General features: G+C 71.5%; 13 protein-coding genes. 12 read left to right on the top strand and 1 reads right to left on the bottom strand.

What is annotated here, in order from left to right:
• Window positions 1-190 precede the first annotated feature (190 nt).
• A complete protein-coding gene (locus OG776_RS32975) occupies window positions 191-2,389 on the bottom strand; it encodes an elongation factor G-like protein EF-G2 (protein ID WP_329323792.1) in 2,199 nt (732 codons plus the stop codon).
• 245 nt (window positions 2,390-2,634) lie between these two features.
• On the opposite strand from OG776_RS32975, the gene pgsA reads away from it, so the two are divergent.
• The 12 genes from pgsA to secD all read left to right on the top strand — a co-directional run bounded on the left by pgsA (window position 2,635) and on the right by secD (window position 13,850).
• A complete protein-coding gene (pgsA, locus tag OG776_RS32980) occupies window positions 2,635-3,354 on the top strand; it encodes a phosphatidylinositol phosphate synthase (RefSeq protein ID WP_148007790.1) in 720 nt (239 codons plus the stop codon).
• Window positions 3,351-4,277, top strand: a complete 927-nt coding sequence (locus OG776_RS32985) for a phosphatidylinositol mannoside acyltransferase (protein ID WP_148007791.1) — start codon at window positions 3,351-3,353, stop codon at window positions 4,275-4,277. Before pgsA ends, OG776_RS32985 begins: the two co-directional genes overlap by 4 nt.
• Entirely contained in the window at window positions 4,274-5,434 is a 1,161-nt protein-coding gene (locus tag OG776_RS32990) for a glycosyltransferase family 4 protein (protein WP_329322984.1), read from the top strand. Before OG776_RS32985 ends, OG776_RS32990 begins: the two co-directional genes overlap by 4 nt.
• 103 nt (window positions 5,435-5,537) lie before the next feature.
• Window positions 5,538-6,083 carry a hypothetical protein gene (locus OG776_RS32995; protein WP_148007793.1) on the top strand — a complete coding sequence of 182 codons (546 nt, stop codon included), beginning with the start codon at window positions 5,538-5,540 and terminating at the stop codon, window positions 6,081-6,083.
• A gap of 346 nt (window positions 6,084-6,429) precedes the next feature.
• Window positions 6,430-7,278, top strand: a complete 849-nt coding sequence (gene pdxS / locus OG776_RS33000) for a pyridoxal 5'-phosphate synthase lyase subunit PdxS (RefSeq protein WP_329323793.1) — start codon at window positions 6,430-6,432, stop codon at window positions 7,276-7,278.
• Window positions 7,279-7,290: 12 nt separating this feature from the next.
• Window positions 7,291-7,893 carry a pyridoxal 5'-phosphate synthase glutaminase subunit PdxT gene (pdxT, locus tag OG776_RS33005; RefSeq protein WP_148007795.1) on the top strand — a complete coding sequence of 201 codons (603 nt, stop codon included), beginning with the start codon at window positions 7,291-7,293 and terminating at the stop codon, window positions 7,891-7,893.
• 77 nt (window positions 7,894-7,970) lie between these two features.
• On the top strand, window positions 7,971-8,723 hold the full coding sequence (locus OG776_RS33010; protein WP_148007796.1) for a YebC/PmpR family DNA-binding transcriptional regulator: 753 nt from the start codon (window positions 7,971-7,973) through the stop codon (window positions 8,721-8,723).
• Window positions 8,724-8,868: 145 nt separating this feature from the next.
• Entirely contained in the window at window positions 8,869-9,489 is a 621-nt protein-coding gene (gene ruvC, locus OG776_RS33015; protein WP_329322985.1) for a crossover junction endodeoxyribonuclease RuvC, read from the top strand.
• Window positions 9,486-10,094 (top strand): Holliday junction branch migration protein RuvA, encoded by a 609-nt coding sequence (gene ruvA, locus OG776_RS33020; protein WP_148007798.1) that lies wholly within the window; start codon window positions 9,486-9,488, stop codon window positions 10,092-10,094. The genes ruvC and ruvA overlap by 4 nt, the downstream gene beginning before the upstream one ends.
• A gap of 79 nt (window positions 10,095-10,173) precedes the next feature.
• Entirely contained in the window at window positions 10,174-11,244 is a 1,071-nt protein-coding gene (gene ruvB / locus OG776_RS33025; protein ID WP_148007799.1) for a Holliday junction branch migration DNA helicase RuvB, read from the top strand.
• Between the two features lie 163 nt (window positions 11,245-11,407).
• The gene (gene yajC / locus OG776_RS33030) at window positions 11,408-11,908 is read left to right on the top strand and encodes a preprotein translocase subunit YajC (protein WP_148007800.1); all 501 of its coding nucleotides are present in this window, start codon (window positions 11,408-11,410) and stop codon (window positions 11,906-11,908) included.
• Between the two features lie 142 nt (window positions 11,909-12,050).
• Complete coding sequence (gene secD / locus OG776_RS33035) at window positions 12,051-13,850, top strand: protein translocase subunit SecD (protein WP_148007801.1); 1,800 nt, start codon at window positions 12,051-12,053, stop codon at window positions 13,848-13,850.
• The last annotated feature ends 1 nt before the right edge of the window (window position 13,851 follow it).

The following is a 13,851-nucleotide window of genomic DNA, read 5'->3' on the forward strand; positions in this document are numbered from 1 at the left end:
TCCCTGCCCCGCACACCTGTTGATCAGCCAGTCATGGTGATCGAGTCACCACGTCATCAGCCATCACCTTGATCAGGTCATCAGCGTATCGGCAGGCGACGGCCTCCGTCGGCGGACGGCCGAAGCCGCCCGCCGAGGGTGAACCGGAGTACGTCCGGCGCCCGTCAGGCGACCGCGCGAACCCTGTGAACTACCAGGCCTCCCGCGTCTGTTCACGCATCCTCTCGGCGATCTGCGGCGGCATCGGCTCGTGCCGCGCGTAACTGCGCTGGAAACGCGCGGTGCCGTGCGAGAGCGAGCGCAGATCGACGGCGTACCGCCCGATCTCCATCTCCGGCACCTCGGCCCGTACGAGCGTGCGTCCGCCGCTCGTCTGCTCCGTGCCGACGACCCGGCCGCGCCGACCGGACAGGTCGCTCATCACGGCGCCCACGAAGTCGTCGCCGACCATGACGGTCACCTCGGCGACCGGCTCCAGCAGATGGATCCTGGCCTCGGCGGCGGCCTCGCGCAGGGCGAGCGCGCCCGCGGTCTGGAAGGCGGCGTCGGAGGAGTCCACCGAGTGCGCCTTGCCGTCGAGCAGGGTGATCCGCACGTCGATGAGCGGATGCCCCGCGGCGACACCCTTGGCCGCCTGGGCACGGACGCCCTTCTCCACGGAGGGGATGAACTGCCGGGGCACGGCCCCGCCGACGACCTTGTCCACGAACTCGATGCCCGAACCGTTCGGGAGGGGTTCGACCTCGATCTCGCAGATGGCGTATTGACCGTGGCCGCCCGACTGCTTCACGTGGCGCCCGCGTCCCGTGGAAGGGGCCGCGAACGTCTCGCGCAGGGAGACCTTGTGCGGGATCACGTCGACCTGGACGCCGTACCGGCTGCGCAGCCGCTCCAGGGCGACGTCCGCGTGCGCCTCCCCCAGACACCACAGGACCACCTGGTGGGTGTGCTGGTTCTGCTCCAGGCGCATGGTGGGGTCCTCGGCGACCAGCCGGCCGAGTCCCTGCGAGAGCTTGTCCTCGTCGGCCTTGCTGTGCGCCTGGATGGCCAGCGGCAGCAGCGGGTCGGGCATCTGCCACGGTTCCATCAGCAGTGGGTCGTCCTTGGCCGAGAGGGTGTCCCCGGTCTCCGCCCGGTTGAGTTTCGCCACGCACGCCAGATCGCCCGCGATGCAGTGGGTGAGGGCCCGCTGCTGCTTGCCGAACGGCGCGGAGAGCGCGCCGACCCGTTCGTCGACGTCGTGGTCCTCGTGGCCGCGCTCGGTGAGCCCGTGACCCGAGACGTGCACCGTCTCGTCGGGGCGCAGGGTGCCGGAGAAGACGCGGACGAGGGACACCCGCCCGACGTAGGGATCGCTGGCCGTCTTCACGACCTCCGCCACCAGCGGACCGTCCGGGTCGCAGGCACTGACCTCGCGCGCCGCGCCGCCCGGTGTGGTCACCACGGGGGCCGCGCGCTCCAGGGGGGTCGGGAAGCCGCCGGTGACGAGCTCCAGGAGTTCGACGGTGCCCAGCCCCTGCCGGGCGCCCTCGGCGGCCGGCGCGGCGGCCAGGACCGGGAAGAACGCCCCGCGCGCCACGGCCCGCTCCAGGTCCTGCACCAGGGTCTTGAGATCGATCTCCTCGCCGCCCAGATAGCGGTCCATGAGGGTCTCGTCCTCGCTCTCGGCGATGATCCCCTCGATCAGCCGGTTGCGCGCCTCCTCGATCCGCGGCAACTGGCCGTCGACCGGCTCGGCCTCCTCGCGGGTCCCGGACGAGTAGTCGAACAGGCGTTGCGACAGCAGCCCGATCAGCCCGGTCACCGGCGCGTGGCCGTCGGGGCCCGGCTCTCCGTGCAGCGGCAGATAGAGCGGCAGCACGGCGTCGGGGTCGTCGGCGCCGAACGCCTCCGCGCAGATCCCGGTCATCGTGTCGAAGTCGGCGCGGGCCGATTCGAGATGGGTGACCACGATGGCCCGCGGCATGCCGACCGCGGCGCACTCGTCCCACACCATCCGGGTCGAGCCGTCCACGCCGTCCGCGGCCGAGACCACGAAGAGGGCCGCGTCCGCGGCGCGCAGACCGGCCCTGAGCTCCCCGACGAAGTCGGCGTATCCGGGGGTGTCGATGAGGTTGATCTTGTATCCGTCCCAGGTGACGGGTACCAGGGAGAGCTGCACCGAGCGCTGCTGCCGGTGCTCGATCTCGTCGTAGTCCGATACGGCGGTGCCGTCCTCCACCCGGCCCGCCCGGTTCACGGCCCCCGCTGTCAGCGCGAGAGCCTCCACCAACGTCGTCTTGCCCGATCCGCAGTGGCCGACCAGCACCACATTCCGTACGGACGCGGGGTGGTCGGCCGCCGTAGCCCTGCCGGCGGCTCCGGAGTGTGCGTTCGCCTTGTCGCCCATGGCCTTGCCTCCCGTGCACGGTGAGGTCTCTGTGGGCGCGGGCACGACGGACTGCTTCCCGGACCGGGTCCGGACCGTACCCCCAGCGGTACGGCTCCGATGACGCCCGCGGTGACTTCGAGCTTTGCACTCGCGTCACGGTGCGTCCATACGGCGGACGTCATCGCGCCGTGCCGCCCCCCGGAGTCCCGGCGGGACACGGGGTCCGGGTGCCCGGCCGTCGCCGTTGCGCGCGCGTGACTACGATGGGCCAGCCGGGGGTCAGCAGGGGCCGCCCGGCGACACCGAACCTCGGGAAGGCCATGCTGAACAAGTACGCGCGTGCATTCTTCACGCGTGTCCTCACACCGTTCGCCGCGTTTCTCATCCGCCGGGGGGTGAGCCCCGACACGGTCACCCTCCTGGGCACGGCCGGGGTGATGGCGGGCGCGCTGGTCTTCTACCCCCGGGGAGAGTTCTTCTGGGGCACGATCGTCATCACGCTCTTCGTCTTCTCCGACCTGGTCGACGGCAACATGGCGCGCCAGCTCGGCCGCTCCAGCCGCTGGGGGGCCTTCCTGGACTCCACGCTCGACCGGGTCGCCGACGGGGCCATCTTCGGCGGCTTCGCGCTCTGGTACGCGGGCAACGGCGACAACAACGTGCTCTGCGCCGTGTCGATCTTCTGTCTGGCCAGCGGGCAGGTGGTCTCGTACACCAAGGCCCGGGGTGAGTCGATCGGCCTGCCGGTCGCCGTCAACGGTCTGGTGGAGCGCGCCGAACGCCTGGTGATCTCCCTGGTCGCGGCGGGCCTCGCGGGGCTGCACGCGTTCGGGGTGCCCGGCATCCAGTGGCTGCTGCCCGTCGCCCTCTGGATCGTCGCCGTCGGCAGCCTGGTGACGCTGGTCCAGCGCGTCGTCACGGTACGGCGGGAGTCCGCCGAGGCCGACGCCGCCGCCGCGCACAGCAGCGGGACCTCGTCGTGACCGGTCTGCGGGACAGACTGGTGGACGGGGCGTACGCGCTCGGCTGGAGCGCGGTCAAGACGCTCCCGGAGCCGGTCGCCGTACGCCTCGGCCGCACCGTCGCCGACCTCGCCTGGAGGAAGCGCGGCAAGGGTGTGCTGCGCCTGGAGAGCAACTACGCACGCGTGGTGCCCGACGCGGGCCCGGAGCGGCTCGCGGAGCTGTCCCGGGCCGGCATGCGCTCCTACCTGCGCTACTGGATGGAGTCCTTCCGCCTCCCCGCCTGGAGCCGGGAGCGCGTACGGGCGGGCTTCGCCCCCAGGGACGTGCACCACCTCACGGACGGCATCGCCTCCGACCGGGGCGTCATCCTCGCGCTCCCGCACATGGGCAACTGGGACCTGGCCGGCGCGTGGGTCACCACCGAGCTGGAGACGCCGTTCACCACCGTGGCCGAACGCCTCAAGCCGGAATCGCTGTACGACCGCTTCGTCGCCTACCGCGAGGGCCTCGGCATGGAGGTCCTCCCGCACAGCGGCGGCACCGCCTTCGGCACCCTGGCCCGGCGGCTGCGCGACGGGGGCCTGGTCTGCCTGGTCGCCGAGCGCGACCTGTCCGCGTCCGGTGTCGAGGTCAAGTTCTTCGGAGAGACCACCAGGATGCCCGCGGGCCCGGCGCTGCTGGCCCAGCAGACCGGGGCGCTGCTCCTCCCCGTGACCCTCTGGTACGACGACTCGCCCGTGATGCAGGGCCGCGTGCATCCGCCCGTCGAGGTCCCCGAGACAGGTACCCGGGCCGAGAAGACGTCTGTCATGACACAGGCGCTGGCCGACGCCTTCGCCACGGGTATTTCCGACCATCCGGAGGACTGGCACATGCTGCAGCGTCTGTGGCTCGCCGACCTGGAACCCCGTCCCGCGCCGTCCCCCGGGGAGCGGTCATGAAGATCGGCATCGTCTGCCCGTACTCGTGGGACGTGCCCGGCGGCGTCCAGTTCCACATCCGTGACCTCGCCGACCACCTCATCCGCCTCGGGCACGAGGTCTCCGTCCTCGCCCCGGCGGACGACGAGACGCCGCTGCCGCCGTACGTGGTCTCGGCGGGCCGTGCCGTCCCGGTGCCCTACAACGGTTCCGTGGCGCGCCTGAACTTCGGCTTCCTGTCGGCGGCCCGGGTGCGGCGCTGGCTGCATGACGGCACCTTCGACGTGATCCACATCCACGAGCCGACCTCGCCGTCCCTGGGGCTGCTCGCGTGCTGGGCGGCGCAGGGGCCCATCGTCGCCACCTTCCACACCTCCAACCCGCGCTCCCGGGCGATGATCGCCGCGTACCCGATCCTGCAGCCCGCGCTGGAGAAGATCAGCGCCCGGATCGCGGTGAGCGAGTACGCGCGGCGCACGCTCGTCGAGCACCTGGGCGGCGACGCGGTGGTCATCCCGAACGGCGTCGACGTCGACTTCTTCGCCCGGGCCAAGCCCCGGCAGGACTGGCAGGGCGACACCCTCGGGTTCATCGGCCGCATCGACGAGCCCCGCAAGGGCCTGCCCGTCCTCATGAAGGCCTTCCCGAAGATCCTCGCCGAGCGCGCCGGGACCCGGCTCCTGGTCGCCGGGCGGGGCGACGCGGAGGAGGCCGTCGAGTCGCTGCCCGTCGAGATGCGCTCGCGCGTCGAGTTCCTCGGCATGGTCAGCGACGAGGACAAGGCGCGCTTCCTGCGCAGCGTCGACGTGTACGTGGCACCCAACACCGGCGGGGAGAGCTTCGGGATCATCCTGGTGGAGGCCATGTCCGCGGGCGCCCCGGTGCTCGCCTCCGACCTGGACGCCTTCGCCCAGGTGCTCGACCAGGGCGCGGCCGGCGAACTCTTCGCCAACGAGGACGCGGACGCGCTGGCCGCCTCCGCCGTACGCCTGCTCGGTGACCCCGAGCGCCGCGCCGAACTGCGGGTCCGGGGCAGCGCGCACGTGCGGCGCTTCGACTGGTCCACGGTCGGCGCCGACATCCTGTCCGTGTACGAGACGGTGACGGACGGGGCCGCGGCGGTCGCCGCGGACGAACGGACGGGACTGCGGGCACGGTTCGGACTGGCCCGGGAGTGAGGCGGCCGGGCCGCGGCGGGAGGGCGCGTCCGCCCCGCCGCGCGGCGGACGCGCACGGGGGACGTGAGGGGCGGGTGACCCCGCCCGAGTAGCCTTGCCGCCCGTGACCGCAACCCTGATCTGGATCCTCGTCGGCCTCGTCGCGATCGGCCTCTACCTGAGCTGGACCGCGGGGCGTCTCGACCGGCTGCACGCCCGGATCGACGCCGCGCGCGCCGCACTCGACGCACAGTTGTTGCGCCGTGCCTCGGTCGCCCAGGAACTGGCGACCTCCGGAGTGCTCGACCCGGCCGCCTCGATCGTGCTGTACGAGGCCGCGCACGCCGCCAGACAGGCGGAGGAGGAGCAGCGCGAGGTCGCCGAGAGCGAGCTGAGCCAGGCCCTGCGGGCCGTCTTCGGCGAGGTCCAGCAGATGGAGGCGGTGCGGGAGGCGCCGGGCGGCGACTCGGCGGCGGGGGAGCTGGCACAGGCCGTACGGCGGGTGCCGATGGCCCGGCGGTTCCACAACGACGCGGTGCGGGCGGCGCGGGCGCTGCGCAGGCACCGCAAGGTGCGGTGGTTCCGGCTGGCGGGCCACGCACCGTTCCCGATGGCCTTCGAAATGGACGACGAGCCCCCGACGGCGCTGGCGGACCGGCCCACCACCTGACCCGCGGACTCCGTCGGTCGACCCGGCCCCCACCTCCGGCCCGCACCGCCCCGCCGCCCCCGGGGTGCGGCGCGGGCGCGCACCATCCAGCCCGTCCGGCGTTTGAGGACGAGCCCTTCGGGCGAGGGCGGGGGTCCAGGGGCGGCAGCCCCTTGGGGGGAGCAGGCGCGAAAAATGAGCCACCGGGTCCCCATTGGCCCTTGCAGTGGCCTGCTCCCCTCCCGTTTCCTCTGAACTGCAGAAACCCTCTTTCACCGAGTGAGGTCAACCCGTGTCCAGCACGCTCCCCACCCCCGCCCGCCCCGAAGACAACGCGGCGACCGGCACCGCCCGAGTGAAGCGCGGCATGGCCGAGCAGCTCAAGGGCGGCGTGATCATGGACGTCGTCACCCCCGAACAGGCGAAGATCGCCGAGGACGCGGGCGCCGTCGCCGTCATGGCCCTGGAGCGGGTCCCGGCCGACATCCGCAAGGACGGCGGCGTGGCCCGGATGTCCGACCCGGACATGATCGAGGGCATCATCGACGCCGTCTCGATCCCGGTGATGGCCAAGTCCCGCATCGGCCACTTCGTCGAGGCCCAGGTCCTGCAGTCCCTCGGCGTCGACTACATCGACGAGTCCGAGGTCCTCACCCCGGCCGACGAGGTCAACCACTCCGACAAGTGGGCGTTCACCACCCCCTTCGTCTGCGGAGCCACCAACCTGGGCGAGGCCCTGCGCCGCATCGCCGAGGGCGCCGCCATGATCCGCTCCAAGGGTGAGGCCGGCACCGGCAACGTCGTCGAGGCCGTCCGCCACCTGCGCCAGATCAAGAACGAGATCGCCCGGCTGCGCGGCTACGACAACAACGAGCTGTACGCCGCCGCCAAGGAACTGCGCGCCCCGTACGAGATCGTCAAGGAGGTCGCCGAGCTCGGCAAGCTCCCGGTCGTCCTGTTCTCCGCCGGTGGTGTCGCCACCCCCGCCGACGCCGCGCTGATGCGCCAGCTCGGCGCCGAGGGCGTCTTCGTCGGCTCCGGCATCTTCAAGTCGGGCGACCCCGCCAAGCGCGCCGCGGCCATCGTGAAGGCCACCACCTTCTACGACGACCCGAAGATCATCGCGGACGCCTCCCGCAACCTGGGCGAGGCCATGGTCGGCATCAACTGCGACACCCTCCCCGAGGCCGAGCGCTACGCCAACCGCGGCTGGTAGGACACACCACTCATGAGCACCCCCGTCATAGGCGTCCTGGCCCTCCAGGGCGACGTACGGGAGCACCTCATCGCCCTGGCCGCGGCCGACGCCGTGGCCAGGGCGGTACGGCGCCCCGAGGAGCTCGCCGAGGTGGATGGCCTGGTCATCCCCGGCGGCGAGTCCACCACCATCTCCAAACTGGCCCACCTGTTCGGCATGATGGAGCCCCTTCGCGCGCGCGTGCGCGAGGGAATGCCCGTGTACGGGACCTGCGCCGGCATGATCATGCTCGCCGACAAGATCCTCGACCCGCGCTCGGGCCAGGAGACGATCGGCGGCATCGACATGATCGTGCGCCGCAACGCCTTCGGACGGCAGAACGAGTCCTTCGAGGCGGCCGTCGAGGTCGCGGGCGTCGAGGGCGATCCCGTCGAGGGCGTCTTCATCCGCGCCCCCTGGGTCGAGTCCGTGGGCGCGCAGGCCGAGGTGCTGGCCACGCACGAGGGCCACATCGTCGCCGTGCGCCAGGGCAACGCGCTCGCCACCTCGTTCCACCCCGAACTGACCGGGGACCACCGCGTGCACGGCCTGTTCGTCGACATGGTGCGCGCGAACCGGACACCCGGCTCCTAGTAGGATCTGGAGGTCCCCCGGGCTCCTAAAGTGTGGGGGAGTTCGTACAGGATGGGTTACGCGAAGGAGACAGGCAGATGTCCGGCCACTCTAAATGGGCTACGACGAAGCACAAGAAGGCCGTGATCGACGCCAAGCGCGGCAAGCTCTTCGCGAAGATGATCAAGAACATCGAGGTCGCGGCCCGTACGGGCGGCGCCGACGTGTCGGGCAACCCGACGCTCTTCGACGCCATCCAGAAGGCCAAGAAGAGCTCGGTCCCGAACAAGAACATCGACTCGGCCGTCAAGCGCGGCGCCGGCCTCGAAGCCGGTGGCGCCGACTACGAGACGATCATGTACGAGGGCTACGGCCCGAACGGTGTCGCGGTGCTCATCGAGTGCCTCACCGACAACCGCAACCGCGCCGCCTCCGACGTCCGCGTCGCCATGACCCGCAACGGCGGCAACATGGCCGACCCGGGTTCGGTCTCGTACCTCTTCAACCGCAAGGGCGTCGTCATCGTCCCCAAGGGCGAACTGACCGAGGACGACGTCCTGGGCGCGGTGCTCGACGCGGGAGCCGAGGAGGTCAACGACCTCGGTGACACCTTCGAGGTCATCTCCGAGGCGACCGACCTGGTCGCCGTGCGCACCGCCCTGCAGGACGCCGGGATCGACTACGACTCCGCCGACGCCAACTTCGTCCCGACCATGCAGGTCGAGCTGGACGAGGAGGGCGCCCGGAAGATCTTCAAGCTGATCGACGCGCTCGAGGACAGCGACGACGTGCAGAACGTCTTCGCCAACTTCGACGTCAGCGACGAGGTCATGGAGAAGGTCGACGCCTGAGCCGCCGACAGCCGGACGGGCCGACGGGACACACCCCGTCGGCCCGTCGCTTTGTCGGTGGCACCCGTTGTCAGCGGCACCCGATAGCCTGCACGAACAGCTGGCACCGGCGGGTGCCGGGGGAGACCGACGAAGGGGGACCGGGGTGCGCGTACTGGGTGTCGACCCCGGGTTGACCCGATGCGGTGTCGGCGTGGTCGAGGGAGTCGCCGGCCGGCCCCTCACGATGCGCGGCGTCGGCGTCGTACGCACTCCGGCGGACGCCGAGTTGGGCCTGCGTCTCGTCGCCGTCGAGCAGGGCATCGAGCGGTGGCTCGACGAGTACCGGCCCGAATTCGTCGCCGTGGAGCGGGTGTTCAGCCAGCACAACGTCCGTACGGTGATGGGCACCGCCCAGGCCAGCGCCGTCGCCATGCTCTGCGCGGCCCGGCGTGGCATCCCCGTCGCGCTGCACACCCCGAGCGAGGTCAAGGCCGCCGTCACCGGCAGCGGACGCGCGGACAAGGCCCAGGTCGGAGCGATGGTCACCCGGCTTCTCAGGCTGGACGCCCCGCCGAAGCCCGCCGACGCCGCCGACGCCCTCGCCCTCGCGATCTGTCACATCTGGCGCGCCCCCGCGCAGAACCGGATCCAGCGGGCCGCCGCGCAGAACCGGCCTCAGCAGGCCGTCGCGCAGAACCGACTCCAGCAGGCGGCCGCCCTGCACGCGGCGCAAGCGGCGTCGCAGGCCGCCCCGCACCACGTATCGAAAGGCCGTACCGCATGATCGCCTTCGTCAGCGGCCCGGTCGCCGCCCTCGCCCCCGACTCAGCGGTGGTGGAGGTCGGCGGCATCGGCATCGCCGTCCAGTGCACGCCCGGCACCCTCGCCGCGCTCCGCATGGGCCGGCCGGCCAGGCTCGCCACCTCCCTGGTCGTCCGCGAGGACTCCCTGACGCTGTACGGCTTCGCGGACGACGACGAGCGCGGGACCTTCGAGCTGCTGCAGACCGCGAGCGGAGTCGGTCCCCGCCTCGCCCAGGCGATGCTCGCCGTGCACACCCCGGACGCCCTGCGCCGGGCGATCGCCACGGGCGACGAGAAGGCGCTCACCGCCGTCCCCGGCATCGGCAAGCGGGGCGCCCAGAAACTCCTGCTGGAGCTCAAGGACCGGCTCGGCGCCCCGCTCGGCACCGGCACCGGAACCGGTGCCCCGGCCGTCACCGGCTGGCGCGAGCAGCTGCACGCCGCGCTGATCGGCCTCGGGTACGCCACCCGCGAGGCCGACGAGGCGGTCGCCGCGGTCGCCCCGCAGGCCGAGGCGGCGGAGGGAACACCCCAGGTGGGCGCGCTCCTGAAGGCCGCCCTGCAGACCCTCAACCGCGCCCGCTGACCCGGCGGCCCGCCGCCCGACCCGACCGGCGTCCGCCGATCCGCCGGCCGCCCCACCACCACACCGCGAGGCACACGCAATGAACTGGGACGACACGACCGACGAGACCGCCGCCGACCGGCTCGTCGGCGCGTCCGCCGACCGTGAGGACCAGGCCGTCGAGGCGGCCCTGCGCCCCAAGGACCTGGACGAGTTCATCGGCCAGGAGAAGGTCCGCGAGCAGCTCGACCTCGTGCTGCGCGCCGCCCGCGCCCGCGGCGCCACCGCCGACCACGTGCTGCTCTCCGGCGCCCCCGGCCTCGGCAAGACCACCCTCTCGATGATCATCGCGGCCGAGATGGGCGCCCCGATCCGCATCACCAGCGGCCCCGCCATCCAGCACGCCGGGGACCTCGCCGCCATCCTCTCCTCGCTCCAGGAGGGCGAGGTGCTCTTCCTGGACGAGATCCACCGCATGTCCCGGCCCGCCGAGGAGATGCTCTACATGGCGATGGAGGACTTCCGGGTCGACGTGATCGTCGGCAAGGGCCCGGGAGCCACCGCGATCCCGCTGGAGCTGCCGCCGTTCACCCTGGTCGGCGCCACCACCCGGGCCGGACTGCTGCCGCCGCCGCTGCGCGACCGCTTCGGCTTCACCGCGCACATGGAGTTCTACGAGCCCGCCGAGCTGCAGCGCGTCATCCACCGCTCCGCGAACCTCCTCGACGTCGAGATCGGCGCCGACGGCGCCGCCGAGATCGCCGGGCGTTCCCGCGGCACGCCGCGCATCGCCAACCGCCTGCTGCGCCGGGTCCGGGACTACGCGCAGGTCAAGGCCGACGGCGTCATCACCCGGGAGATCGCCGCCGCCGCCCTCAAGGTCTACGAGGTCGACGCCCGCGGTCTGGACCGCCTCGACCGGGGAGTCCTGGAAGCCCTGCTCAAGCTCTTCGGCGGCGGCCCGGTGGGACTGTCCACGCTCGCGGTCGCCGTGGGGGAGGAGCGGGAGACCGTGGAGGAGGTCGCCGAGCCCTTCCTGGTGCGCGAGGGACTGCTGGCCCGTACGCCCCGTGGCCGCGTCGCCACTCCGGCGGCATGGACCCATCTCGGTCTCACCCCGCCGGGGCGGACGGTGGGGGGAAACGGACAAGGGGACCTGTTCGGGGCGTGACGGCGCGGGCACTCGCGGGGTCAGGAACCCCGGTGCCATGCTGAGCGTTGTTCCCTGAGTGCGGACTCGCTTAGACTCCGCCGATGCCGCTCTTGCAGGCGACATACATACCCCCATCCAGCAGGCCGCTCACCATCGCGGTCGAAGAAGGAAGTTCCGACCCGTGAGTCTCGTGACCCTCCTCCCGTTCATCGTGCTCATCGGGGCCATGTTCCTGATGACCCGGTCTGCCAAGAAGAAGCAGCAGCAGGCTGCTTCCATGCGCAACGAGATGCAGCCCGGCTCCGGCGTGCGCACGATCGGTGGCATGTACGCCACGGTCAAGGAGGTCAACGAGGACTCGGTCCTCCTTGACGCGGGCCCCGGCGTGGACCTTCTCTTTGCGAAGAACTCGATCGGCGCCGTCCTCACCGACGACGAGTACAACCGCATCGTGCACGGCATCGAGCACGACCTCGAGGCCGACGGCTCGGTTGTCCCGGACGACGCCTCCTCCCTCACCGAGACCGACGAGCCCGCCGCCGACGCCGCTTCCGACGCCTCCGACGACAAGCCCATCGACCTCGGCAAGAAGGACGCCGCGGACGAGCCCGCCGACACGAAGGCGGCCGAGGGCGACGCAGCAGAGCCGAAGAAGACCGACGGCGAGTCCGGCGCGAAGTAGCATCCCCGGGGGAACCCGGCGCGATCCGCTCGCGCCCCGTGAACCCCAGGGATGTGCCTCTGTCGCACGGAGTCCCGACACCATGTCATGGCCGCCCACGCGCTGACCCCGCGCGAGGCGGCCCGAGAGGGAGTACGAGAAGGTGGCAGCACCGAAGAAGGGCCGGAGCGCGAGTGCCCAGAGCAGGCCGGGGCGCTCGCTTGCCCTCATCCTGATCGCCATCGTGGCGCTCACCGGGGGGATGTTCCTCTCCGGGCATTCCACCCCGCGTCTCGGCATCGACCTCGCCGGCGGCACCAGCATCACGCTGGAGGCGAAGAACGAGCCGGGCCAGCCGAACGCGATCAACAAGACCAACATGAACACCGCGGTCGACATCATGAACCGCCGTGTCAATGGTCTTGGTGTCTCCGAGGCAGAGGTCCAGACCCAGGGCGATCGCAACATCATCGTCAACATCCCCAAGGGCACGAACTCCAAGCAGGCCCGGGAGCAGGTCGGCACCACCGCCAAGCTCTACTTCCGCCCGGTGCTGGCCACCGAGGTCTCCGGGGGCGCCGCCACGGCCAGCCCCTCGCCGAAGCCGTCGAGCAGCGACTCCTCGAAGGACAAGGCGAGCGACAAGGCGACCGACAAGGCGACCGACAAGGCGACCTCGTCGAGCTCCGCGACCCCGTCGGCCACGGCCACCTCCCAGGGACGCGCGGTCACCGACGGCCTGAAGGCCGACGCCACACCGTCCGGGACCGCCTCCGCGAAGTCGTCCGCGTCCGCGAAGGCGTCCGCCTCCACGGGCACCACGCCGTCGCCCAGCGGCAGCGTCGACCCCGCGACCGCCAAGCTCCAGGCCCAGTACGCCGCGCTCGACTGCACCGACAAGGCGGTCCGCGCCAAGGCCGGAGACGGCGTCAAGCCCACCGACCCCACCGTGGCCTGTGGCAAGAACTCCTCGGGCCAGTGGCAGAAGTACGTGCTCGGCCCCGCCGAGGTCTCCGGCACGGACATCAAGAGCGCCGCGGCCGTCTTCGACACCCAGAGCGCCGCGGGCTGGAAGGTCACCATGGACTTCACGTCCGGTGGCTCCAAGAAGTTCGCCGACATCACCGGCAAGCTCGCGAAGAACCAGTCCCCGCAGAACCAGTTCGCCATCGTCCTCGACGGTGAGGTCGTCTCCGACCCGTACGTCAGCCAGGCGCTGACCGGCGGCAACGCGGAGATCTCCGGCAGCTTCACGCAGACCGAGGCGCAGGACCTGGCCAACATGCTCAAGTACGGCGCGCTGCCGCTCACCTTCAAGGAGGCGAGCGTCACCACCGTGACGGCGGCCCTCGGCGGCGAGCAGCTGCATGCCGGTCTGATCGCGGGCGCGATCGGCCTGGGCCTGGTCATCATCTACCTGGTGGTCTACTACCGGGGTCTGTCGATCATCGCCATCGCCTCCCTGATGGTCTCCGCCGTCCTCACGTACGTGATCATGGCGTTGCTCGGCCCCGCCATCGGGTTCGCGCTGAACCTCCCCGCGGTCTGCGGCGCGATCGTCGCGATCGGTATCACCGCGGACTCGTTCATCGTGTTCTTCGAACGCATCCGGGACGAGATCCGCGAGGGCCGCAGCCTGCGTCCCGCCGTCGAGCGTGCCTGGCCGCGCGCCCGGCGCACCATCCTGGTCTCCGACTTCGTGTCGTTCCTGGCCGCCGCGGTGCTCTTCATCGTCACCGTCGGCAAGGTCCAGGGCTTCGCGTTCACGCTCGGTCTGACCACCCTGCTCGACGTGGTCGTCGTCTTCCTCTTCACCAAGCCGCTGATGACGATCCTCGCCCGCAAGAAGTTCTTCGCGAGCGGCCACAGCTGGTCCGGACTCGACCCGAAGCGACTGGGCGCCCAGCCGCCGCTGCGCCGCACCCGTCGCGCGTCCGCCCCCGTCGACACGAAGGAGGCGTGAG

Source organism: Streptomyces sp. NBC_01689, from assembly GCF_036250675.1.
Lineage (GTDB): Bacteria > Actinomycetota > Actinomycetes > Streptomycetales > Streptomycetaceae > Streptomyces.

Coding starts and splice junctions, on each gene's coding strand:
- OG776_RS33010 (WP_148007796.1), top strand. CDS start 7,971: ATGTCCGGCCACTCTAAATGGGCTACGACGAAGCACAAGAAGGCCGTG.
- ruvA (WP_148007798.1), top strand. CDS start 9,486: ATGATCGCCTTCGTCAGCGGCCCGGTCGCCGCCCTCGCCCCCGACTCA.
- pdxS (WP_329323793.1), top strand. CDS start 6,430: ATGGCCGAGCAGCTCAAGGGCGGCGTGATCATGGACGTCGTCACCCCC.
- ruvB (WP_148007799.1), top strand. CDS start 10,174: ATGAACTGGGACGACACGACCGACGAGACCGCCGCCGACCGGCTCGTC.
- OG776_RS32975 (WP_329323792.1), bottom strand. CDS start 2,389: ATGGGCGACAAGGCGAACGCACACTCCGGAGCCGCCGGCAGGGCTACG.
- pdxT (WP_148007795.1), top strand. CDS start 7,291: ATGAGCACCCCCGTCATAGGCGTCCTGGCCCTCCAGGGCGACGTACGG.
- OG776_RS32990 (WP_329322984.1), top strand. CDS start 4,274: ATGAAGATCGGCATCGTCTGCCCGTACTCGTGGGACGTGCCCGGCGGC.
- pgsA (WP_148007790.1), top strand. CDS start 2,635: ATGGGCCAGCCGGGGGTCAGCAGGGGCCGCCCGGCGACACCGAACCTC.